This is a genomic window from Empedobacter stercoris (assembly GCF_020281205.1).
Classification (GTDB): domain Bacteria; phylum Bacteroidota; class Bacteroidia; order Flavobacteriales; family Weeksellaceae; genus Empedobacter; species Empedobacter stercoris.
Window position 1 is genome coordinate 70,944 of the sequence record NZ_JACXZC010000004.1, and the last position, 23,012, is coordinate 93,955.

Consider the following 23,012-nt stretch of genomic DNA (forward strand, 5'->3'; position numbering starts at 1 on the left):
TTTTGAGTAGCAAATTTACTAAACAAAACCTTTCAAAAAGTATGATATTTTTAAGAATTAAGTATGTAAACCACCGTCTACACTTAAAACTTGTCCTGTTACATAACTTGATAAATCTGAAGCTAAAAATAAACATGCATTAGCCACATCTTCTGGTTGTCCACCTCGTTTTAATGGAATACCATTACGCCATTCTTCAACTACTTTTTGGTCTAAAACTTCAGTCATTTCTGTTTCGATAAAACCTGGTGCAATTGCATTGCAACGAATGTTGCGAGAACCTAATTCTAAAGCAACTGATTTAGAAAAACCAATTAATCCTGCTTTAGAAGCTGCATAATTTGCTTGACCAGCATTTCCTTTGATTCCAACAATAGAAGACATATTTACGATAGATCCTGAACGTTGTTTCATCATTGGTTTGATAACTGCTTTAGTTAAGTTGAAAGCAGAATTAAGATTCGTTTGAATCACTTTCTCAAAATCTTCTACAGACATTCTCATCAATAAATTATCCTTTGTAATTCCAGCATTATTGATTACGATATCAATTTGACCAAACTCTGCAATTACATCTTCAACTAATTTTTGAGCCGCTTCGTAATCAGAAGCATCAGACTGATAACCTTTAACTTTACCAAATTGTCCCAATTCTTCTTCCAAAGCTTTAGCTTTTTCTACAGAAGAAGCATAAGTAAAGGCAACGTTTGCGCCATTTTTCACAAAAACTTCAGCAATACTTTTTCCAATACCGCGAGTTGCGCCTGTAACGATTGCTGTTTTACCTTGCAATAAATTCATGTTTATAGGTATTATATATTGTTCCAAAAGTACGATTTTTTGCGAGAGTTAAAAATGTTAAAATTTACTTTATTGATTTTCTTTAACATTTAATGGTATTATAATTGAAAATATCAATCATATAAAACCCAAAAAAATATAAAACATGAAGAATCTATTGAAATTATTAGCGGTAACATTTTTCGCTTTATTCATTTTTGCAGCTTGTAGTGATGACGATGATCCAGCAAATAATGATTTTTTTGCAGGAACTTATAAAGGAAGTATTAGTTATACTGACGGAGATAATCGACTAAGTTCTGATAATGGTAGTGTATTTGTAACGAAAATTGCAAGTGGTACAAAATACAATTTTGCTTTTTCGGATAAAATTCCTGATTTAAATGGAGTTGAATTTGAGAAAAAAGGTGATAATACTTTAGTGAGTATTAGTGCTGATGAGACTTCGTACATTAGAATTGATAGTGATAAACTAACGATTTTTTATACAAGAGATGGAAAAGTTTGGACTGCTAATGCAACAAGATAACTACCGAATTAATGTAGAAGGAAAGACGTTTAAAACAGAACGTCTTTTTTTGTGCAATATTTTTTGCTGAAAAGAGTTAAATGTATAAAGAAGAGTTGAATGAGAACGAGTATATTTTTGATGACCATTTTGACGACTTTATTTTCGTGTTCAAATGAAGATGATAGCCAAAATACAGTTTACAAAGAAAAATATGAAAGACGATTTATTATTTTTCGAGATTCTTTGGGAATAGAAGAAAAGGACAGCGGTACTGTAAGAGTGTCAAAAAATAATACGTTATACAGTTTTAATTTTGAAACAGCAAATAACAAACATGTTGATCCTATTGAGGATATTGAGATGGAAATGACAGGTTCTAATTCACTTCGAAATGTAAACTGGTCACCAACGAAATTCATTGTAATGACAAAAGATAGTATCAATATATCTTATCAAATTGGTGATTCGTATTGGTTGGTTAATGGAATAAAGTAATAATAATCATAAAAAAAATCCACTCATTGAGTGGATTTTTTATGGGTATAAAAATTTCAGCTTATAAGCCAAAAGCTTCTTTTATTTGATCTACAAAGTCTAATTTTTCCCAAGTAAATAATTCAACTTCAACTTCAACAACATCTTGTCCGTTAGCTGATTCAAAACGTTTTGTAACTGTTTTAGGTTCACGACCTAAATGTCCATAAGAAGCAGTTTCTTTGTAAATAGGGTTTCTTAATTTCAATCTTTGTTCGATAGCGAAAGGCTTCATGTCAAAGATTTCAGAAACTTTTTTAGAAATTTCTCCTTCTGTTAAATTAACTTTTTCAGTTCCGAAAGTATTAACCAATAATGAAACTGGAGCAGCAACACCAATAGCATAAGAAACTTGAACTAATACTTCGTCTGCAACACCAGCAGCAACTAAGTTTTTAGCAATGTGACGAGCCGCATAAGCTGCAGAACGGTCTACTTTTGATGGGTCTTTTCCAGAAAATGCACCACCTCCGTGTGCACCTTTACCACCGTAAGTATCAACAATGATTTTACGACCAGTTAAACCTGTATCTCCGTGAGGTCCTCCAATAACGAATTTCCCTGTAGGATTGATGTGATAAGTGATATTATCTGTAAATAAATCGCGTAAATGAACTGGTAATTGTGCTTTAACTCGAGGAATTAAAATACTAACTAAATCATTTGTAATTTTATCTCTCATCGCTTCTTCGTTAGCGAAGTCATCGTGTTGAGTAGAAATAACAATTGTATCAATACGAACTGGTTTATTGTCGTTATCATACTCAATTGTTACTTGAGATTTAGCATCTGGGCGTAAATATGGTAATAAATCCTTTTCGTATTTACGAATATGAGCCAATTCTTTTAATAATCTGTGCGATAAATCCAATGCCAAAGGCATATAGTTTTCTGTTTCGCTTGTTGCGTAACCAAACATCATTCCTTGGTCACCTGCACCTTGTTCTTCATCAGAATTTCTGTCAACACCTTGATTAATATCTGGAGATTGTTCGTGAATTGCAGAAAAAATTCCACAAGAGTTTGCATCAAACATATACTCACTTTTAGTGTAACCAATTTCAGAGATAGTTTCTCTTGCTACACGTTGTAAATCAATATAAGAATTTGATTTTACTTCTCCTGCTAATACAACTTGTCCAGTTGTTACTAAGGTTTCACAAGCTACTTTACTTTTAGCATCAAATGCTAAAAAATGATCAAGAATTGAATCAGAAATTTGATCGGCAATTTTATCAGGATGCCCCTCAGAAACTGATTCTGATGTAAATAAATATGACATTTCTATATTTTTTTAAGATATATGAGGGGAGGAAAAAACTGAAGTCCTGTTTTAGCAATTATTTTATGAGGTTGCAATCAGTCAAATCTTTCCTCTCGATTTTTTCGAGTTCAAATATACAATGAATAAAATGAATTAGAAAAGAAAAAGATGAATTGTTATTCTATTAATTTAGTAGACTATTATGAGGATTGAATTGAATTTCAGAATACAAATAATGAAAACGAATAATTTTAGAATATATTTTCTAAGGATGATAACTTTTTGTTGTTTTTTTAGATTATTTTTCAATTAATATTGTTACTTTAGAAAAAAAATAATTGTACAATGAAATTTGACACTCTCGATCAACAACTACTGATGTATTTGCAGGAAAATAGTAAAATTACTTACAAAGAATTATCTGATAAGTTGAACTTGTCATCAACTGCTATTCATGAAAGAATAAAAAAATTAGAGAAATCAGGAATTATTTCTAAATACGTAGCTTTAGTTAATAGAAGGTTGATAAGTAAAGAGTTACTTGTTTTTAGTCACATCAAATTACAGCAACATTCGGCAGATAATATTCGAATTTTTGAAACTGAAATTCAAAATTTGAAAGAAGTTCAAGCTTGTTTTCATGTTAGTGGGGATTATGATTACATTGTAAAAATGTCTTTCGAGAATATGGACGAATACAGAGATTTTATGGTGAATAAACTAACAACGATCAAAGTTATTGGAAGTTCTCATAGTACGTTTGTTATTAGTGATGTAAAAGATGTCACAGCTTATCAATTGGTCTAATCAGTTATAAATTTAAAATGAAAAAAGAGGAATTTTGGTTCCTCTTTTATTATTTTAGAATATAATTGTTTTTAAGTTATTGCTCTAAATTAGAAGACCATTTCGACCCAAAGGTTACATTTCCTTCTTTGAGAACAATATCCGAATGCAGAAATTTTGCAGCTTCTGCCGATTTTTTGACTTTCACACTACTACGCTCAATCATTTCTTTTTCGTAAGGTTGTAAAATATCGTTACGCAAATCATGATTTTTTCCTTGATTTTGACAAACGGATTTAATCTTTTTTGCTAATAACAACGCATCCAACAATGCCTGATTAGCACCTTGTCCTTTAAAAGGACTCATGGGATGCGCAGCATCGCCAAGTAAAGTGACTGGCCCCGTATTTTTTAATAAATCTTGTTCTAATAGATTTCTGTCATACACAGGATATCCTGTGATTTTTTCGGTTTCAGTTGCAGCAATAATTTGGGGAATAGGAGAATGCCATTGTGTTCTTTTTACGACTTCAGCTTTTAATTCTTTAGCTCCTTTTTTACTTAATTCCATTGCTTCTTCCTCTGAAATAGGAAAACTAAATTGCCACATTACTGCATTTTCATCATAAGGCATCATATACATACGTTCTGTTCCGTTAGCCGTCTGAAATACAGTTGAGCCATCTAATAAGGGATTATTTAAATTTTCTAAAGAAGATAATTGACATATTCCTAAAATAACAATACAGCCCAAATAACGTAAAGGATTTATTTCTTCTTTGATCAATGTTCGACGAACCGAACTTCGGATTCCATCTGCACCAACTAATAAATCGGCATTAAAATGTTGTTGAATACCATCAACATCAAAGGTTAATTCAATCTTGTCATTTAGTTTATAATCAATTAATTGATGGTTCCATAAAACGTGACTATTTCCTCCTAATTGATTTAAGAAAGCTAAACGCAAAGATTGTCTGGCGATGTGAATATTAGTAGGTTTATTCTTGTTTCTTGCTTCTACAGATTCTTTATGAATTAGTTTTCTTAATCCCCATTCACCAATCACATTACCATCAATTGTATGCGCCAAGTGTAAAGTAGAAATCAAGCCTTTATCTAAAGTAGGAATACCAAACTTTTTCATCTCTTTACTCGCTTGTTGTAATGTTAAACCATATCCTTGCGAACGATCATTAAACGTGCGATCTCTTTCAAAAAGAGTAAAAGGAATTTGTCGATGCAAACAGGCTAAAGCCAACGCAATACCACCAATTCCAGCACCTATTATCGCAACATGTGGATACTTGTTTTCATCCGCTACAGGACGTTCATTGTGAATGGTCAATCCAGTACCTGAACATGAAGTACAAATTTGCATAGATTTTTTGGGCTTTACCGGAGCAGAGCGAGTATTCTTATCTTTATTATATTGAGCGAGAGCAAATTCATAGCGTAAAAGTTTTTTTTTCGAAACGCCTTGACTTTTTGTTCCATGACCGTTACAAGCTTTACAACTTATCCAATTGACTATATTACTCAAATTTATATTTTTTTAAAGACAAAATTATTTTGCAAAAATAAGATTAATAAAGAAATTTCACGATTTCTTTTGGCTGAAAAGTGCGTTTATAAAATTAAAAAAAATGAGTGAAGTAGTGTTGAATTTATGACAATCAATACCAGGATTTACAGTTATTTTTTTTGACTTTATTTATTGAAAATAGTAGTTAAAAGGAAAAAAAAATAATCAAATACAAGATAGATTTAAAAGTTTTAAGTCAAAAATAATTGTACGATAAATTATTAGTTGTTACTTTTGCGAGTGAATACTAACTAACCACCAATAGAAACGATTAATTCAGATGGAAAATTTTACAGATCGACAGATCGAAATCATGGAAGCAGCAACAGCTCGTATTGATAAATATGGGATTCAAAACCTAACCATCAAAACTTTGGCAGCTGATATTGGTTTGTCGGAGCCTGCTTTGTATCGTCATTTCAAAAGTAAGAATGAAATTTTACTTTGTCTACTTCATTATTTCATCACGAAAATGAAGAAGCGTATCAGTACCATTATCATGAATCATAATGCAACAGCAGAAGAAGAACTTAGAATTATTTTTAATTCTCAATTGCAAACATTTACAGAAAAACCAGCAATTGTAAGTGTCATTTTCGCAGAAAGTATTTTTCATTTTGACGGAAGTTTAAGCAATAAAGTTTCTGAAATAATAGAATTAATGCAACAATTTGTGCAGTCTAATATTGAAAGAGGGCAAAGAGAAGGTCAGTATAATAAACGAATTAATGCTTCTACTCTTACAACTATTATTCTTGGGTCAATACGAATGACTGTACTGAAATGGAAAATTTCGGGGCATTCAACAGATTTGGTAAATGATGGAAAAATAGTTTTAGAAACTCTATTAGAAATGATTGAAAATAAGAAACAATAAATATTTTAGGACATGAAAAAAACAATTGTAGTAGCAATGAGTGTCATGCTCTTTTGGAGTTGTAACACTACATCAGAAAAAAATGCAATGCAATCAGAAGTTCAAGATGAGACAGCTCATCAGCACAACGAAAATTCTGATATTATCGAGCTAAACAATGGCGAAAAATGGAAAGTGAATGAAGAAATGAAACCTTTTGTATCGAAGGGTGAAGAATTAGTCAATACTTATATCCAAAAGAATGGTACAGATTATAAGTTACTTGCAGAAGAAATTAAATCTGAAAACAGTAAACTCATAAAAAGTTGTACAATGAAAGGAAAGAGTCACGATGAATTGCACAAATGGTTACTTCCACACTTGGAAATAGTTAAAACATTAGAAGCAGAAACCGATTCAGCAAAAGCAACGCATGCGGTTACAAATTTGCAACAATCATATCAAGATTATCATAAAAATTTCAAATGAATTTAGAAGAATTACATCAACAGGAAAAAGAAGTTTCAGCAACTTTATTATTTAAAGGAGAAATGGGAACTTCGACGGCTATTCGATTAGAAGAAAAAGCTATTTTAAAAGAACATATTACAAAAACAGCAGCACTTCTTGTATGCGTTAGTGGGATAACAACTTACGAAGATGAAAAAGGGCAACAAATTACTTTAAAACAAGGCGATTATATTTCTATAGAACCTCATGTGAAACATTGGTTAAATGCAACTTGTAAATCACATTTAATTCTTTTAAAATAAAAAAAATTACTCCAAAATGTTAGTGAACGCTCGCAAACTATTGATCATTCCGCTCTTTTTTATCGGATGGCATACAGTTCAGGCACAAGAAGTTTGGACATTAAAGCAATGCATTGATTCGGCAATTTTGCATAATAAAACGTTGAAAGTCAATCAAAACAACATCAATATCAGTACGTACAAGGAAAAAGAAGCAAAAGCTAATTTGCTTCCGAAAATTGCAGCAAATGTTGATTATAATTATTTTATAGAATTGCCTACACAATTGATGCCAATGAATGTCTTTAATCCGCAAGTGCCCGAAGGACAATTCAGAAATATACAATTTGGCGTACCGCATAATATCAATGCAAATGTCCGATTGACAATGCCTTTGTATAATCCACAGGTTTATGGAGCAATTGAGAATGCTAAAATCGCCAATGAACTTAGTCAGCTTCAATTTCAAAAATCGGAAGAACAAGTTTTATACGACATTACGACCTTGTATTACAATGCTCAAATTCTTAAAAATCAACTTTATTTTTTGGATAGTAATTGGATAAATACACAAAAGCTATTAAAGAATATGCAACTTTTGAAAGAACAACTTTTGGCAAAAGGAACAGATGTTAGTAAAATACAATTGCAAGCTGATCAACTTAGTACACAAAAGGAAAATGTATCGAATAAATACAGTTCAATATTAAATATGTTGAAATTGAATATCGGAATTCCTATGGAACAAGATGTGGACGTAATTGCTGAATTGGAAGAACAACAGCTGAACCATTATACAAGAGAAAATACAGTTGATTTTGAAATTGTCAAAACTCAGAATAGGTTATTAAACAATGAATTAACTGTTTTAAATCGATCAAAAACTCTTCCGACAATTAATTTGGTTGCTTCGTATGGAACAACAGGTTTTGGTTATGATAAAGCACCGGATAATTTTCTTAAATTTTATCCCATTGGCTTTGTAGGTTTACAACTCAATTATCCAATTTTCAACGGAACGGTTACTCTTCAAAAGATCAATCAGAAAAAATTAGAAATTAGTAATAACGAACTGCAAGCGCAATTGATTGATGATAAAAATAGAGTAGAGATAGAGAATAGTAAACGACAAAAAACGATGGCACAACAAACAATCATTAACACTAAAAATCAAATAAATTTAGCCCAGTCAATTTACGAACAATCAATTCTACAACAGAAACAAGGTGTTGCAACATTAACGGATATTTTGTTGGCAGACAATGCACTTAGAGAAGCGCAGCAAAATTATTTATTGGCTATAATGGATTATTTAAAAGCTGATTTAGAAATAAAAAAACTGAAAGGAATCATTAAAAACTAAACGTAGTAAACTAAATGCGCTACTCAATTTTTAGCGCTTAGTTATACATCGTTAATTTAGGTAATATGAAAAAGATAAGTTGGATAATAGTGGGGATTATTCTCATCGGATTGGTTGTTTTTAGACTTACAAGCAATAAGAAAACTACCGAAAGTAAGGTTTATCAATTCAATAAAGAAAAACCGATTGTTGTAAGTGTAGACAGTATTCGTTTGCGATCGATAGATACAGACAATTCCTATACAGGAATTTTTGAACCGAATAAAGAATCTAAAATTAGTTCGGATATTCAAGGAAAAATTAATGCTGTTTTAGTAGATGTGGGAAGCCAAGTAAGGAAAGGGCAAACCCTTGTACAATTGGATAACTCGTTGTTAAAATATCAGTTACAAACAATTGAAGTTCAGATTGAAGGTTTAGAAAATGATGTAAAACGTTATACAATTTTAGCAGAAGCCGATGCAGTACAAGGTATTCAGTTGGAAAAAACGAAATTAAATCTAAAATCAGCCAAAATACAGCAAGCAAGTTTAGTAGAACAAATTAGAAAAACAGCTATTAAGGCTCCGTTCAATGGAGTGATTACAGCTAAATTAAATGAGGTTGGTGGTTTTGCAGCGCCTGCAGTTCCTTTATTGCAGATTACAGATATAAGCAGTTTACGTTTTACAATCAATATTCCAGAGAATGATTTGATTTATTTTCAAACCAATCAAGCTTATAAAATTAGTGCGGATCTTTATCCCGATTTTCCACTTGTAGTAACGACTAAAATGATTGGAAGTAAAGCCAATAGTGGTAACAGTTTTCCTATACAATTCCATGTAAATAACATTAATAATTTATCTATAAAAGCAGGAATGTTTGGTAAATTAAGTCTTTCTGATAGCAAACAGAATCAAGGTATTGTTATTCCCTCTTCGGCAATTATCAAAGAAAAAGACAAGCTAAAAGTGTATTTGATAAAAAATGGAAAAGCAATCATACAACCAATTACTGTAGGAGAAAATGTAGGTAATTCAGCAGTTGTATCAAGCGGTTTAAACCAAGGAGATGTAATTGTAACCAATGGATTTATCAACCTTTTTGATGGAGCGAATATCACAATAAAATAAAATCAGTTATAATGAACATTTCAGAAATTTCCATTAAAAGGCCTTCATTGATCATTGTACTTTTTAGTGTATTTACGCTTTTAGGAATCATTGGTTTTAAGAATTTGAGCTACGAACTGATGCCCGATTTTAATCAACCTGTTGTGGTTATCCGTACTGCTTATCCCGGAGCAGAACCCAATGAAGTTGAAACTTCTGTTTCCCGAAAAATAGAAGATGCACTTTCTAATTTAGAAGGTGTAGATTATTTGATTACAAAATCATTGCCCAACGCTTCTGTGATTATTGCCAATCTTAAATACGGAACAGATTTGGACAAAACAATGCAGGATGCGCAACGTTATATTGATAATATTCGAAAGGATTTACCAAAGGATATTCAGAGTCCTGTGATGAGCAAAGTGTCACCTAATGATTTGCCTATAATGTCGGTGAGTGCAACAAGCGATTTAGAATCGACTGTATTTTACCAGAAAATGAAAGACGATTTTCTACCGCAAATTCAACAATTAAAAGGAGTGGCCGAAATTACCATTTTAGGTGGAGAAGAACGAGAAATTCAAGTAAAAGTAGATAAAGAAAAACTGAATCTTTACAAAATTTCTATGAATCAAATAGTGGAAGCCATTAATCGTTCTGGAATTGATATTCCTGTTGGTAAATTGCAAACTGACCAAGAAAATAACTCGGTTCGATTAGTTGGGAAATTTAATACACTTTCAGAAATTCAACATGTACAAATTGCAATGCCTTTTCCAAATAGTCCGATTTACGTTAAAGATATTGCATCTGTAGAAGAGGGAGTGAAAGAAATTACTTCTTACAGTCGTTACAATGGTAAAAATGGGATAGGTTTATTGATTAAGAAACAAGGAGATGCCAATGCCGTAGATGTTTCGAAATTGATAAGAGAACAATTCCAATCGATTGAAGAACAAAATTCAAGCTCTAATGTACAATTTATAGTCACTGACGATAGTACGGATACAACTATTGCAGCTGTTAATTCGGTGATGTATGATTTGATTTTAGCTGTTATTTTAGTTGCATTGGTCATGTTACTTTTCTTGCGTAGTTTCAGAAATGCATTGATTGTCTTGGTCGCTATTCCAACTTCTTTAATTACTTCTTTTGCAGTGATGTGGCTATTAGGTTATACGCTTAATTTGATGACTTTACTTGCCATGTCTTTAATTATTGGTATTTTGGTGGATGATGCAACTGTTGTTTTAGAAAACATTCAACGTCATTTGGATAAAGGAAAGGATAAAACAACTGCAGCTTTGGACGGACGAATGGAAATTGGTTTTTCAGCACTTTCTATTACATTGGTGGATGTAGTGGTATTTTTACCCATCTTATTTTTACAAGTTTTTGTAGGCGATATGCTCAAACAGTTTTCGGTAGTAGTGATTACTTCTACGTTAACAAGTTTATTGGTAGGGTTTACGTTAACTCCTTGGTTAGCTTCACGCATTGGAAAAAAAGAAGATTTACAACCTACGACTATTTTTAATCGTTTTTTACTTTGGTTTGAACATCAGTTAGACAAATTTATCAATTGGTATGGCAAAACTTTAAATTGGGTTTTAGGTCATAAATTGCTTTTTACAGGATTTGTTTTGTTACTATTTGTAGGAACTGCGGTAATGATGAAACAAGGAATTATAGGAAAAGAATTAATCGCTACCGGCGATCAAGGAAAGTTTCGATTGGCATTGGAGTTTGATAAAAGTACCTCTATTCAACAAAATAATTTAGTGTCACAAAAAATAGAAAATTATATTCTAAATCAACCCGAAGTTTCAGCTGTTTTTAGTAATGTAGGTGGACCAAGTACAGGTATAGGAAGCATTGGAGTTGGTGCTGTCAACAAAACCGAATTGAATATTCAGTTAAAGCCTAAAAATCAAATTAATAACCTCTCTACAGAACAATTTATGCAAAATTTAAGGGAAGATTTGCAAAAAGAATATACAGGTATTAGTTTTTCTATTACAGTTATTGGTTTAGTCCCTAAAACAGAACCGATAGAAATTACTTTGAGTGGAAGCGACTTGGAGCAAGTTTTACAATCAGGTCATGATTTAAAAGCTATGATTGAAAAGATTCCTGGCGCAGATAATGTTCGATTATCAGTCGAGACAGGAAGTCCAGAGTTGAAAATAATTCCAGATAAAGATAAAATGCAACGTTTAGGCTTAACGACAGCTTATGTGGGTACAAATTTGCGCACAGCTTTTACGGGGAATGACGATGCTATTTTAACTGAAAATGGAACAGAATATCCTGTTCGTATTTGGTTGGATAAATTTAGTCGAGAAAATTATGATGACCTTAACCAACTTCATATAATTAATCCAATGGGTATTCCGATCGAGGTTTCTCAGTTTGCAGCAATTGAAAGAGATAATTCGCATTCACTTTTAGAACGAAAAGACAGACAAGCAGCAGTAACCTTAACGGCAGATGCTTTAGGTAGACCTTCTGGAACAGTGGCAGATGACGTTGTCGCTTATCTTGAAAATAACCCTTTACCTGCAAATATGGAACTCACTTGGGGAAGCGAAATTAAACGACAAAATGATAGTTTTGGAGCATTGAGTTCGGTTTTATTGATTTCATTTTTACTTATCTATTTGATTATGGTAGCCTTATATGATAGCTTTATTTATCCTTTTGTGGCGCTATTTGCAATACCTGTTGCAATTATTGGTGCATTTTTAGCATTGAATTTGTCTCTAAATAACATGAGTTTATTTGCTTTACTTGGATTGATTATGCTAATGGGATTAGTCACAAAAAACGCAATTTTAATCGTAGATTTTACAAATCAACTAAAAAGCAGTGGAATACATTACAAAGAAGCTTTGATTTTAGCAGGAAAAGAACGTTTGCGACCAATTTTGATGACAACTTTATCTATGGCGATTGGGATGTTGCCTATTGCATTGGCGAGTGGAACAGCATCAGAATGGAAAAATGGCTTGGCGTGGATAATTATCGGAGGTTTACTTTCATCATTGGCATTGACAGTTTTTTTAGTACCTATGGTGTATTATGTTGTAGATTCAATAAAAGAAAAAATGAATTAATTTCGTTTTTAAGCACTATATTTTTAACTATCATATCCGGAGAAATTATTACTTCTTCGGATTTTTTTTATAAGTCTTTTAATCATAATTGTACTTCTGGTGATATATTTCATATAATCGCTTTATTTTTTCAAATTTAGATCAATTGTTTTATTAATATCACATCAAATTTATCTATCAAGACATTTCAACACTGTCATTTATATCTCTTTATAAAACTGAAACTAATACACGTTCACCACTCATTTTAACAGCTAATTCAACCATGGTCGTAATTAAAAATATCAACATGTTTTTATGATTGCAGTCATAGAAGCACTATAAATTGTCAGCCTAAATTTGCCGCACAATTATATAATTAATTATGCTTACAGATCAAAATAAACAAATAATTTTAGCAACTGTTCCTTTATTAAGAGAAGGCGGAGTGACACTTACCAAACATTTTTATAAGAGAATGTTTACACATCATCCTGAATTGAAAAACCTGTTTAATATGGGAAATCAGCATTCGGGAAAACAACAAACAGCTTTAGCAATGGCGGTTTTGGCTTATGCCGAAAATATTGCAAATCCAGGAGTATTAATGCCTGTTATAGATATGATTGGGCACAAACATAGCAGTTTAAATATACAACCTGAACAATATGAGATCGTAGGTACACATTTGTTGGCTTCGATTAAAGAAGTTTTACAGGACGCAGCTACAGAGGAAGTACTTGAAGCATGGACTATAGCGTATAATCAATTGGCAGATTTGATGATTGGGCACTAACAGAAAATGTATCAAAACAAAAAAAAAGAAACGGGTAACTGGGTAGGTTGGCGTACATTTATTGTGAAAAGTAAAGTAGAAGAATCTGCCGAAATCACTTCTTTTTACTTAAAACCAAAAGACGGAAAAGCAATTCCAAATCATTTACCAGGGCAATATTTAAGTATCAAAGTGTTTTTACCTGAAATGAATTTGGAACAAATTCGTCAATATAGCATTTCTTGTGCGTCAAATGCTGAGTATTTCCGTATTTCTGTAAAACGTGAACAAGGGCCAAACATTGCAGTAAATGGTATGATTAGTAATTTTTTGCACGATCATATTGTTGAAGGTAGTGAAGTTGAACTGAGCGCTCCTGCAGGTAATTTTGTGTTACAAGAAAATACAAACAAAAAAGTATTTATCAGCGGTGGAATTGGTCAAACGCCTTTGTTGTCTATGTTAGAAACTTTAGATTTGAACGAAGAAGCGCAACAAGATGTGGTTTGGATACATGCGTGTCGTAACAAAGAAGTACATGCATTTGCTGATAAAATCAAAAATATTCAAAACAATCATCCCAACGTTCGTAAATATCAATTTTACGATATAGTAGAAGAGTCGGTAGCAGATGCAAGTGTTTTGAAAGGCCATATCGATTTTACAAAAATAGAAGATTGGAAATTTGATAGCGACGCTGAATATTATGTATGCGGACCTCGTCCATTTATCGAAAAAATGATTGGCGATTTAAAAACGAACCAAGTTAATGAGGAACAAATTTTCTTTGAAGAATTTGGGCCAAAATCTTTATAATAAAGTTTAATTAAGTAGGGAGGAGCTAAGCTTCTCCTTTTGTATTTATGAATTTTAAAACGCACGTATCCAGAAAAAATTACCAATGGGTAAAATGGAGTCGTATTGCTTTGTGTTCTGCATTGGTAGGTATAGTAGTAGGTTTGCTAACGTTAATGTTTAAAACTTTGGTGGAACAATACGAACATTTATTGCTACACAAAGCAAAAGATTTTCAATTGTTTTTTATTGTTTTTCCTTTTATTGGTTTAGCCTTGATTTATGTTTTACGTCAATTTGTATTTAATAAAAAGAAGAATAAAGGAATTTCAGAAGTATTAGAAGCAGTTCAATCAAAGAAAAAGATTCCTTCATATAAAGTGTTGTCACATTTCTTTAATGGATTTCTTACCGTTGTTTTTGGTGGAACCACAGGAATAGAAGTTTCAACCGTTGTGGCAACAGCAACTTTGGGTGATATGGCATCGCGAAAAGATGTGATTTTTAAAAAATACAGAAAAGAATTTATGGGAGCCGCTATTGCCAGTGGTGTCACTATTTTGTTTTGTAGTCCGTTGGCAGGTTTGTTTTTTTCGTATGAAACCATAAGGAAACAGAAAACAAAAGTGTTTTGGATTACACATATTCTTAGCGTGGCTTTTGCAACCGCCATACTTTTCTTAATGAATGTTCATCCGTTGGTCGATCTCAGTCAGTATGTTCACGATTGGAAGTATGAAGCTCTACCATTTTTTATTGTATTAAGTATGTTATCGGGAGTTTACGGTGTATATATGACAAAGGTTGTGACATATTCAAAGAAGGCTTCTTTTTTTGAACACAGACCATTATTGCAATTACTTATCGGTTCTATTTTCTTGGGAAGTATTTTGTATTTCTTACCCGAATTATATGGATCAGGATATCACACCATTATTCAATTTACACAAGAAAAAAGCTATATACTTAGCATAGCGTTGCTTGCGTTAATTTTGGTCATTGTAAAACCTTTTACAACTGGTTTAACACTGAAGTTAGGTGGTGATGGTGGCGTTTTTGCGCCAAGTATTTTTGCAGGTGCTTGCTTAGGTTTAATTGTGGGAATGTTGACTAAAATGTATTTTGTGCCTGATGTATTGGTTTTAAACTTTGTAATATTAGGCGTAGCATTAACAGTAGGAGCTACATTGCACGCTCCTTTCACTGCTATATTTTTAACCTTCGGAATTTTTAATTCGTATGTACTTTGGTTGCCTTTAATTGCCTTAACTTTTGTCAGTTATTTTTTATCAAAAAGGATTTTTCCCTATACAGTTTATACACTTTCAGTAAGAAAATAATCATTAATCATGTAAAACGTAAATTTTGTGGCAGAAACTTATCGCTTATGGATTTAAAATTTTCATTGAATTAGAAGCTAAATTATAATGAAAATAGTTCTATAATAAACGTGAAATAATCTATTGAAAATAGTTTAATTCTATTCCATCAAATGATGCAAAAACCATTGTTGGAAAGCTATCTTGATGAAAAATAATTCCATTGCGATCTATACCAATTGCACCTGCAAATCCATTCACATGTTTTAGTTCATCAAAACTTTTGGCAAATGCATCTTCCATACTCATGCCATCCGTTACGCGGGTAACAATTTTTGCAGCCATTGCGCCACTTACAATATCTTCTCCAACGCCAGTCATGCTAATACCACAATATTGATTGGCGTAATTTCCAGCAACAGTTGCAGAATCTGAAACACGACCAGGTAGTTCAAAACCTTTTCCTCCAGTTGAGGTTGCAACAGCAATATTATTTTTGGCATCTAAACAGACACATCCAACAGTACTTGTTTTAGCTGAATTTAATTTTTCTTCGTATTCTTTTTTACGTTGTTCAATTTCAGGATCAAAATAATCAAATCCAATTTTACGAGCAAATTCAGTTGCTTCGTTAGCTGCTAAAATGCGATCTTCATAAGACATCAATTTTTCGGCCACCAAAATAGGATGTTCTACATTTTCTATATTGATAACACCAGACATTTTAAGTGTTTTTCCATCCATTAAAGCTGCACTCAATCTTATTTTACCATCAGATTGTATTTGAGACCCTAATCCTGCATTAAATAACGGATCATCTTCTAATAAACTGACTGTATAAACGACTGTTTCTGTAGCGGTATGAGTGGTTAAATAATCATAGCCTTTTTGAACTATTTTAATTAATGCCTTTTGTTTTTGAAATTTGGTTTCAGGATCTGTCAATGATTCGGAAAAGAAACCACCGTGAATAATTAACTTCATAGTTATTGATTGTTGTATTGAGAATCTTTGATTGAAATTTTATTTTGATCAAAATGAAAAACGTCATTTCGCGTCATCACATGGCAAATAATATGACTGATCGAAATCGGATACCCAATCTCAATTTGAGAAAGACTGGTGTCTAAAATTTCTCGTCCATCAACCAGTATGATAGATCCAGAACCTATTGCTGTCATTTTGTTGTTATTTTCGCTAATGATTAGCCCTGTATCTTCACTTAGACCAATCCCAATTTTCATTGGATTTCCAGTTACAGCTTGAAATAAACGTCCAATTCTTCCTCTTTGAATAAAATGTGTGTCCACTAAAATGGAATCAATTAATCCAAGACCGCTATTCATTTCTACAGCTCCTTTCAGTAATGCGTCTGAACTCACTCCTTGATAAATCATGCTGGAAGAAACAGCCGCAGCACCAGCAGAAGTACCTGCGTAAATAAATTCTTCATGGTAATATTTTTGAAGTAATTTTTGTTGAAAAGGGGTACCGCCTATGGTAGAAGTTAATCGGAGTTGATCGCCACCACTAAATAAAACAACATCCGCTTCGTCTAATCGTTTCAGTGATTCAGGATGAATAGCATCTAAACGTGTATTGATGTCTAAATGTTCAACATTGTGTGCGTCCAAAAGACTGAAAGCTTTAATATACGACTCAGCTGCAATTTTAGGCGTTTGTGAAGCTGTTGTAATAATCTCAATTCGCGAATTTTCTTTATGTTTAGATTCTTCTATAATTTTTTTTAGAATACCATTTTGATAAAAGAAATCATTCAGTACTTCTTGTTTTGGTAAATGAGGTGGAATGTTCTCAGCTGTATTAATACCACCACCAACAATAATTAATTTTCCTTTTATACTCATTATAAAAAATTTTATATTCAATTTAATTAATATAAAACAGACAGGTAGAGATTATATCATAAAAAAATGATAAAGTCGTGTTAATAGGACAAATAGGTCTAGTTATTGTAATGATTTATTAAATTTTTTAACACTTACCACAAATGAAAATAGAGAACATATCAATACTTAGAGGTCCAAATTATTGGAGCATAGAACGAGATAAACTAATCCAAATGCGATTAAATTTGGGTCATTTAGAACAATTTCCCACCAATAAAATTAATGGTTTTGCAGATCGCATACAATCATGGTTACCCTCCATGCACTCACACCGTTGTTCGGAAGGGGTTGCGGGTGGATTTTTTACTCGCGTAAAAGAAGGTACTTGGATGGGGCATGTGATTGAGCATATCGCATTGGAAATACAAACTTTGGCAGGAATGGATACGGGATTTGGAAGAACACGCGAAACTAACACATCAGGAACGTACAATGTTGTTTTTGCATATCAAGATGAACAAGTAGGGGTATATGCTGCAAAAGCAGCCGTAAGAATAGCCGAAGCATTAATTTCTAATTCATCTTACTCCATTTCAGCAGATGTTGAAACAATGGCTAAAATATGGAATGCAAATAAATTGGGTCCTTCTACACAAAGTATTATTAATGAAGCAGAGAAGAGAAAAATTCCTTGGTCAAGACTAAATCAACATTCATATATACAGTTAGGATATGGAAAAAATCAAGTTAGATTAGAAGCAACGATTACAGAAAACACCAATTACATGGCTGTAGAAATTGCATGTAATAAATTTCGAACCAAGCAGTTGTTGAAAGATGCATTTGTCCCTATTGCAGACGGAGGATTATGTGAAAATCAAGAAGAGTTAAAAAGTATAATCGAAGAAATAGGCTATCCTATTGTCATCAAACCTTACAACTGCAATCATGGAAGAGGCGTAACCACCAATATCAATCTCTTAGAAACTGCTGAAAAAGCATTGCAATACGCACAAGAATTTAGTCAAAAAGTCATCGTAGAAAAATTTGTAGAAGGTCACGATTTTAGAGTATTGGTCATCAATAAAAAAGTAGTGGCTGCAGCGAAGAGGATACCAGCTCATGTCATAGGAGATGGTAAACTGTCCATCAACGAATTGATTCTGATTGAAAATAACAATCCTAATAGAGGAGAAGGCCATGAACAAGTCTTAACAAAAATAAAAGTTGATCAACATACGATTTCATTATTAAAATCAAAAAACTACGATTTACAATCTATTCCAAAAAAGGATGAAATCATTTATCTAAAATCAACCGCTAACCTTAGTACAGGCGGAACATCAATTGATGTAACAGATGAACTTCATCCAGATAATATTCTTTTAGCCGAACGAATTGCTAAGGTTATTAATTTAGATATATGCGGAATAGATATTATTGCTTCCAATTTATCAGCATCTTTGTATTCATCCGGAGGAGTTGTAATTGAAGTAAATGCAGCGCCAGGTTTTAGAATGCATCTATCTCCAACAAAAGGGATTGCTCGAAATGTAGCTTCTTCGGTTGTAGATATGCTTTTCCCTCCTCAAAAATCCACCACTATTCCCATAATTGCAGTTACTGGCACCAACGGTAAAACTACGACTACACGACTAATCGCTCATTTATTTAAACAACATAAAAAAAATGTCGGTTATACAACTTCAGACGGTATTTATATACAAAATAAGCTGATGGAAAAAGGGGATACAACAGGACCGATTAGTGCACGAAAAATTCTAAATGATCCAACCATAGATATTGCAGTTTTAGAAACAGCAAGAGGAGGAATTCTTAGAGAAGGACTTGCATTTCGCACTTGCGATATAGGAATCATTACCAATATTACCGAAGATCATTTGGGGTTAAAGGATATTCATTCTTTAGAACAATTAGCGAGAGTAAAGTCTGTGGTAGTAGAAAGTGTTAAAAAAGAGGGCTGGGCCATTTTAAATGCTGAAGATCAGTATTCGATGAAGATTTCTAAAAAATTAGAATGTCAAATTGCGTATTTTTCTTTGGATGAAAAAAATATAGAGATTCAAAACAATATAAGAAATGGAAGTACAGTTGCATTTTATACAGAAGATGCCATTGTAATCCAAACCAAAACAGAACGAATATGTATTGCAGACGTAAGTAATATTCCATTGACGATGAATGGCAAAGCTGCATTTATGATTCAGAATGTGCTGGCAGCTGTATTGGCAGCGTATTTATCAGGTATAGATATTTCTACGATTAGAACAGCTTTGGAGACTTTTTTTCCAAGCCCAAAATTAACTCCTGGTAGAATGAATATTTTTCAATTTAAAGAGTTTAAAATTTTAATTGATTTCGCCCATAATCCTGCCGGATATATCGCTATAAAAGATTATCTATCGAATGTAAAAGCGAATAAAAAAATTGGTATTATTTCTGGGGTAGGCGATCGCAGAGATGAAGATATCCAATCTTGTGGAAGAATTGCTGCCGAAATGTTTGATTATATCATTATTAGACAAGAACGACACCTAAGAGGGCGAACAGAAAAAGAAATAATACAGTTGCTTGTAAAAGGGATCAACGAAGTTCAACAGGATTTTCCTTACGAAATCATACCCAACGAAATTGAAGCCATTGAACATACCATAAAAAAAGCCGAAAAAGGTGATTTTATTGTCGCATTAAGTGATGCTGTTTCTAACGCTATTGATGTCGTCCAATTTCATTTAGATAAAGATTCTTAATCATCTCATTTTAAGTTGATTAATGATTACCTTGAAAATGAAGTAATTTTATAAAGATCTACTTTTTAGATGATCGATTAAAGCCAAACGTTTTTAATCGCTCATCTTTTTTGTTAAGAATACTATTTTTTAGAACTTCTGCTGCAATCATAGAAAAAGTAATTCCATTTCCACCGTAGCCTAAAGCAAACAAAGTACGATCTCCCTTTTTCCAAGGACCTATATAAGGCAAACCGTCATCAGTAGAACTAAAAGTTCCGCACCAAGCCATCTCTGTTTTAAATTCAATTTCAGGATATAAATGCTTAAATTTTCGTTCCAGAACCTTGATTTTTGAACGAAGTAAATCATCTCGTTTTTCAGGATTTTGAAAATCTTCGTCTTCCCCTCCAACAATCAAACGATTATCTTTTGTTGTTCTCATATACAAATAAGGATCAGCTGTTTCCCAAATTAAACTACGATTTGGCCACACCATTTTTTCATCAACAGGCGAGGAAATTATCGCATAAGTAGAAAGTAAATTCATCACTTTTTTAGGAAGAAACTGACCAGCCTCAAAACCAGTTGCCACAATTACATATCGACAAGAAATAATGTGCCCATGCTCTGTTAAAAGCTTACAACCATTTTTTGATTCCTGTATATTTTCCACTTTTGTATGCGTATAGATTGTTAAGCTGTGTTTTTGTTGATGGTATTTTAGCAAGCTAATTGCAGCTTTGTAAGCATCCATTTGGGCAGAAGTATCATTCTGTAACGCAGCAATTCCATCTATATTTTGATATGTTTTTAATTGTTGTGCATCCAAATAGTTAATCGGTAATCCCACTTCTTTTCTAAGGGCAAACTCTCTGTCTAACAACTCTACACTCGCTTTATTACTTGCCAGCAAAACAGTCGGAACTCTTGTGAAATCAGCATCAATTTTGGTGTTTTTAAAAATATTTTCAATACTTGTAATGGATTGTAAACAATCAAAATAAGCATTTATAGCATGTTTTTCGGGAACTTTTTTAATTAATTCGCACAAAGGTGTATCAATTTCATATTGTAATTGAGCTGTACTTGCGGCAGAACTTCCTGTAGAAATTGTTCGTTTATCAATCAATGCACATTCTATTCCAGCTTCACACAATTCGTGAGCAACTAAAGCACCTGTAATACCAGAACCAATTATCGCAACATCAATGCTATAATGATTTCGAAGTGGTTGATATAAATCAAAGAATTCATTTTTCACAATCCAATAAGGTAATCCAGAATGTAAATCCATTGTTGCGAGCTTGTTTGGTTTGAAATCATTTACCGAAAAAATCGAGCCAAAATATTTCGGGTACAAAAGTACTTTAACATTTAGTTTTTTATAATTGGCTTAATGCTTGCGATGTAGTAAATAAGAAGTTGTCGGTTAGATTGTTAATTATAAATCACTTAAAAATAAAATTATGGCTAAATTAAAACGAAAAGATTATAAACTGAATTATATTGATTACGGTGATAAACTCGCACAGCCTGTTATTTTGATACATGGTTGGCCGCTTAGTTTACAATCATGGGAATATCAAATTCCGAAAATTGTAGAAGCTGGTTTCCGTTGTATCGCCTATGATCGAAAAGGATTTGGGAAATCTTGTGCTACTTGGGATCGTTACGATTATGATGCGTTGACAGAAGATTTACATGCACTTATAGACGAATTACAACTAAAAAATGTTGTGTTGGTAGGTTTTTCGATGGGAGGAGGAGAAGTTGTACGCTATATTGCGAATTATGGAAATCAGAATATTTCGAAGATTGCATTAATCAGTTCAATCATTCCGCTTGTAAAACAAACACCCGATAATGAACATGGTGTTCCACAAAAGGATTTGGATGAGATTGTGGTGCAACTTGAAACAAATCGATTAGAGTTTTTAGAAGGTTTTCATAAAGGATTTTACAATTATGGATTACTTAAAAAATCGGTTCATAAAGAACAATTAGAGTTTGATTTTTCTGTTGCTTCGCACGCTTCACCTATTGCAACGTTGAAAGCTGCACGCGCTTGGATGGACACTGATTTTAGAACGGAATGTAAAATGATTGAGGTGGCAACGTTAATCATTCATGGTAAAGAAGACCAAACTGTTCCCATTAAAACGGCGGGTGATCAAGCGGCAAAACTGATTTCGAATTCAACTTATATCGTGTATGACGATGCACCGCATGGACTGAATATTACGCATAAAGAACAGTTGAATATGGATTTGATAGAATTTCTTTTAAGTATCGAACATAAGAAACATTAGAAATGAGAAAAATAAATAAAACGATTGTTTCTGGGGTAGCAATAGCAGGAATAGGAGGACTTTGTTATGCATGGTTAAATTGTAGAAAAGTAAAAATACCAGATTTTGTTGAGGTCGTAGAGAATTTTGATCCACAACAATACATGGGAAAATGGTACGAAATGGCTCGTTTGGATTTTAAGTATGAAAAAAATCTAAGTCAAGTTACAGCAACTTATTTTCTGAGTAAAAATGGAAAAATTGAAGTTCATAATCGTGGGTATGATGCTAAAGAAGAGAAGTGGAAAGAAGCACACGGAAAAGCAACTTTTAACGGAGAAGAAGGAAGAGGAGCATTGAAGGTTTCTTTTTTTGGTCCGTTTTATTCAGGCTACAATATTGTGATGATGGATCCAGCGTACGAAACAGCTTTAGTTTTTGGTGAAAGCCACGAGTATATGTGGATATTATCCCGAAAGAAAAGCATACCAGAAAATATAAAACAAAATTACCTGAGATATGCAGAAGAAAAAGGTTATGATGTTTCCCAATTAACGTGGACAAAACAAGATTGATTTTCTATTCATTTGT

At 32.7% G+C, this 23,012-nt stretch carries 21 protein-coding genes; 15 read left to right on the forward strand and 6 right to left on the reverse strand.

The window, feature by feature from the left end; all coding sequences use genetic code 11:
• Window positions 1–57: 57 nt before the first annotated feature.
• A complete protein-coding gene (gene fabG / locus IF125_RS03240; RefSeq protein WP_171622256.1) occupies window positions 58–801 on the reverse strand; it encodes a 3-oxoacyl-[acyl-carrier-protein] reductase in 744 nt (247 codons plus the stop codon).
• A 145-nt stretch (window positions 802–946) separates the two neighbouring features.
• On the opposite strand from fabG, the gene IF125_RS03245 reads away from it, so the two are divergent.
• Both IF125_RS03245 and IF125_RS03250 read left to right on the forward strand, forming a co-directional pair.
• Window positions 947–1,330 carry a hypothetical protein gene (locus IF125_RS03245; protein ID WP_225541487.1) on the forward strand — a complete coding sequence of 128 codons (384 nt, stop codon included), beginning with the start codon at window positions 947–949 and terminating at the stop codon, window positions 1,328–1,330.
• 99 nt (window positions 1,331–1,429) lie between these two features.
• Window positions 1,430–1,807: a hypothetical protein gene (locus IF125_RS03250; RefSeq protein WP_225541488.1), complete on the forward strand. Its 378-nt coding sequence runs from the start codon at window positions 1,430–1,432 to the stop codon at window positions 1,805–1,807.
• A 61-nt stretch (window positions 1,808–1,868) separates the two neighbouring features.
• On the opposite strand, the gene metK is transcribed toward IF125_RS03250, so the two are convergent.
• Entirely contained in the window at window positions 1,869–3,128 is a 1,260-nt protein-coding gene (metK, locus tag IF125_RS03255) for a methionine adenosyltransferase (protein WP_171622190.1), read from the reverse strand.
• A 327-nt stretch (window positions 3,129–3,455) separates the two neighbouring features.
• Between metK and IF125_RS03260 the strand changes: the two genes are divergently transcribed.
• A complete protein-coding gene (locus tag IF125_RS03260; protein WP_225541489.1) occupies window positions 3,456–3,917 on the forward strand; it encodes an Lrp/AsnC family transcriptional regulator in 462 nt (153 codons plus the stop codon).
• Between the two features lie 76 nt (window positions 3,918–3,993).
• On the opposite strand, the gene IF125_RS03265 is transcribed toward IF125_RS03260, so the two are convergent.
• Window positions 3,994–5,277 (reverse strand): FAD-dependent oxidoreductase, encoded by a 1,284-nt coding sequence (locus IF125_RS03265; protein ID WP_225541490.1) that lies wholly within the window; start codon window positions 5,275–5,277, stop codon window positions 3,994–3,996.
• A gap of 484 nt (window positions 5,278–5,761) precedes the next feature.
• Here IF125_RS03265 and IF125_RS03270 point away from each other — a divergent pair, with 484 nt between their 5' ends.
• The 9 genes from IF125_RS03270 to IF125_RS03310 all read left to right on the forward strand — a co-directional run bounded on the left by IF125_RS03270 (window position 5,762) and on the right by IF125_RS03310 (window position 15,551).
• Window positions 5,762–6,358 carry a TetR/AcrR family transcriptional regulator gene (locus IF125_RS03270; RefSeq protein ID WP_225541491.1) on the forward strand — a complete coding sequence of 199 codons (597 nt, stop codon included), beginning with the start codon at window positions 5,762–5,764 and terminating at the stop codon, window positions 6,356–6,358.
• Window positions 6,359–6,370: 12 nt separating this feature from the next.
• Window positions 6,371–6,826: a hypothetical protein gene (locus tag IF125_RS03275; RefSeq protein ID WP_225541492.1), complete on the forward strand. Its 456-nt coding sequence runs from the start codon at window positions 6,371–6,373 to the stop codon at window positions 6,824–6,826.
• Window positions 6,823–7,110: a cupin domain-containing protein gene (locus tag IF125_RS03280; protein ID WP_188319933.1), complete on the forward strand. Its 288-nt coding sequence runs from the start codon at window positions 6,823–6,825 to the stop codon at window positions 7,108–7,110. The genes IF125_RS03275 and IF125_RS03280 overlap by 4 nt, the downstream gene beginning before the upstream one ends.
• Before the next feature lie 16 nt (window positions 7,111–7,126).
• The gene (locus tag IF125_RS03285) at window positions 7,127–8,452 is read left to right on the forward strand and encodes a TolC family protein (protein WP_225541493.1); all 1,326 of its coding nucleotides are present in this window, start codon (window positions 7,127–7,129) and stop codon (window positions 8,450–8,452) included.
• Between the two features lie 65 nt (window positions 8,453–8,517).
• Window positions 8,518–9,567 (forward strand): efflux RND transporter periplasmic adaptor subunit, encoded by a 1,050-nt coding sequence (locus IF125_RS03290; RefSeq protein WP_225541494.1) that lies wholly within the window; start codon window positions 8,518–8,520, stop codon window positions 9,565–9,567.
• A gap of 11 nt (window positions 9,568–9,578) precedes the next feature.
• On the forward strand, window positions 9,579–12,662 hold the full coding sequence (locus IF125_RS03295; RefSeq protein ID WP_225541495.1) for an efflux RND transporter permease subunit: 3,084 nt from the start codon (window positions 9,579–9,581) through the stop codon (window positions 12,660–12,662).
• A gap of 364 nt (window positions 12,663–13,026) precedes the next feature.
• Window positions 13,027–13,437, forward strand: a complete 411-nt coding sequence (locus IF125_RS03300; protein WP_225541496.1) for a globin domain-containing protein — start codon at window positions 13,027–13,029, stop codon at window positions 13,435–13,437.
• A gap of 6 nt (window positions 13,438–13,443) precedes the next feature.
• On the forward strand, window positions 13,444–14,232 hold the full coding sequence (locus IF125_RS03305; protein WP_225541497.1) for an FAD-binding oxidoreductase: 789 nt from the start codon (window positions 13,444–13,446) through the stop codon (window positions 14,230–14,232).
• A gap of 47 nt (window positions 14,233–14,279) precedes the next feature.
• Complete coding sequence (locus IF125_RS03310) at window positions 14,280–15,551, forward strand: chloride channel protein (protein WP_171622180.1); 1,272 nt, start codon at window positions 14,280–14,282, stop codon at window positions 15,549–15,551.
• Between the two features lie 120 nt (window positions 15,552–15,671).
• Here the strand turns inward: IF125_RS03310 and IF125_RS03315 are convergent, their stop codons facing one another.
• Entirely contained in the window at window positions 15,672–16,514 is an 843-nt protein-coding gene (locus tag IF125_RS03315) for an isoaspartyl peptidase/L-asparaginase (RefSeq protein ID WP_225541498.1), read from the reverse strand.
• Window positions 16,515–16,516: 2 nt separating this feature from the next.
• A complete protein-coding gene (locus tag IF125_RS03320; RefSeq protein ID WP_225541499.1) occupies window positions 16,517–17,398 on the reverse strand; it encodes a cyanophycinase in 882 nt (293 codons plus the stop codon).
• A 143-nt stretch (window positions 17,399–17,541) separates the two neighbouring features.
• Between IF125_RS03320 and cphA the strand changes: the two genes are divergently transcribed.
• Window positions 17,542–20,151 carry a cyanophycin synthetase gene (gene cphA / locus IF125_RS03325; RefSeq protein ID WP_225541500.1) on the forward strand — a complete coding sequence of 870 codons (2,610 nt, stop codon included), beginning with the start codon at window positions 17,542–17,544 and terminating at the stop codon, window positions 20,149–20,151.
• A 58-nt stretch (window positions 20,152–20,209) separates the two neighbouring features.
• On the opposite strand, the gene IF125_RS03330 is transcribed toward cphA, so the two are convergent.
• A complete protein-coding gene (locus tag IF125_RS03330) occupies window positions 20,210–21,427 on the reverse strand; it encodes an NAD(P)/FAD-dependent oxidoreductase (protein ID WP_225541501.1) in 1,218 nt (405 codons plus the stop codon).
• A 172-nt stretch (window positions 21,428–21,599) separates the two neighbouring features.
• Between IF125_RS03330 and IF125_RS03335 the strand changes: the two genes are divergently transcribed.
• Together IF125_RS03335 and IF125_RS03340 are read left to right on the forward strand one after the other, a co-directional pair.
• Complete coding sequence (locus IF125_RS03335; protein ID WP_225541502.1) at window positions 21,600–22,442, forward strand: alpha/beta fold hydrolase; 843 nt, start codon at window positions 21,600–21,602, stop codon at window positions 22,440–22,442.
• A gap of 2 nt (window positions 22,443–22,444) precedes the next feature.
• Window positions 22,445–22,996, forward strand: a complete 552-nt coding sequence (locus tag IF125_RS03340; protein WP_171623589.1) for a lipocalin family protein — start codon at window positions 22,445–22,447, stop codon at window positions 22,994–22,996.
• Window positions 22,997–23,012 lie beyond the last annotated feature (16 nt).

Coding starts and splice junctions, on each gene's coding strand:
- fabG (WP_171622256.1), bottom strand. CDS start 801: ATGAATTTATTGCAAGGTAAAACAGCAATCGTTACAGGCGCAACTCGC.
- IF125_RS03245 (WP_225541487.1), top strand. CDS start 947: ATGAAGAATCTATTGAAATTATTAGCGGTAACATTTTTCGCTTTATTC.
- IF125_RS03250 (WP_225541488.1), top strand. CDS start 1,430: ATGAGAACGAGTATATTTTTGATGACCATTTTGACGACTTTATTTTCG.
- metK (WP_171622190.1), bottom strand. CDS start 3,128: ATGTCATATTTATTTACATCAGAATCAGTTTCTGAGGGGCATCCTGAT.
- IF125_RS03260 (WP_225541489.1), top strand. CDS start 3,456: ATGAAATTTGACACTCTCGATCAACAACTACTGATGTATTTGCAGGAA.
- IF125_RS03265 (WP_225541490.1), bottom strand. CDS start 5,277: ATGCAAATTTGTACTTCATGTTCAGGTACTGGATTGACCATTCACAAT.
- IF125_RS03270 (WP_225541491.1), top strand. CDS start 5,762: ATGGAAAATTTTACAGATCGACAGATCGAAATCATGGAAGCAGCAACA.
- IF125_RS03275 (WP_225541492.1), top strand. CDS start 6,371: ATGAAAAAAACAATTGTAGTAGCAATGAGTGTCATGCTCTTTTGGAGT.
- IF125_RS03280 (WP_188319933.1), top strand. CDS start 6,823: ATGAATTTAGAAGAATTACATCAACAGGAAAAAGAAGTTTCAGCAACT.
- IF125_RS03285 (WP_225541493.1), top strand. CDS start 7,127: ATGTTAGTGAACGCTCGCAAACTATTGATCATTCCGCTCTTTTTTATC.
- IF125_RS03290 (WP_225541494.1), top strand. CDS start 8,518: ATGAAAAAGATAAGTTGGATAATAGTGGGGATTATTCTCATCGGATTG.
- IF125_RS03295 (WP_225541495.1), top strand. CDS start 9,579: ATGAACATTTCAGAAATTTCCATTAAAAGGCCTTCATTGATCATTGTA.
- IF125_RS03300 (WP_225541496.1), top strand. CDS start 13,027: ATGCTTACAGATCAAAATAAACAAATAATTTTAGCAACTGTTCCTTTA.
- IF125_RS03305 (WP_225541497.1), top strand. CDS start 13,444: ATGTATCAAAACAAAAAAAAAGAAACGGGTAACTGGGTAGGTTGGCGT.
- IF125_RS03310 (WP_171622180.1), top strand. CDS start 14,280: ATGAATTTTAAAACGCACGTATCCAGAAAAAATTACCAATGGGTAAAA.
- IF125_RS03315 (WP_225541498.1), bottom strand. CDS start 16,514: ATGAAGTTAATTATTCACGGTGGTTTCTTTTCCGAATCATTGACAGAT.
- IF125_RS03320 (WP_225541499.1), bottom strand. CDS start 17,398: ATGAGTATAAAAGGAAAATTAATTATTGTTGGTGGTGGTATTAATACA.
- cphA (WP_225541500.1), top strand. CDS start 17,542: ATGAAAATAGAGAACATATCAATACTTAGAGGTCCAAATTATTGGAGC.
- IF125_RS03330 (WP_225541501.1), bottom strand. CDS start 21,427: ATGGATTTACATTCTGGATTACCTTATTGGATTGTGAAAAATGAATTC.
- IF125_RS03335 (WP_225541502.1), top strand. CDS start 21,600: ATGGCTAAATTAAAACGAAAAGATTATAAACTGAATTATATTGATTAC.
- IF125_RS03340 (WP_171623589.1), top strand. CDS start 22,445: ATGAGAAAAATAAATAAAACGATTGTTTCTGGGGTAGCAATAGCAGGA.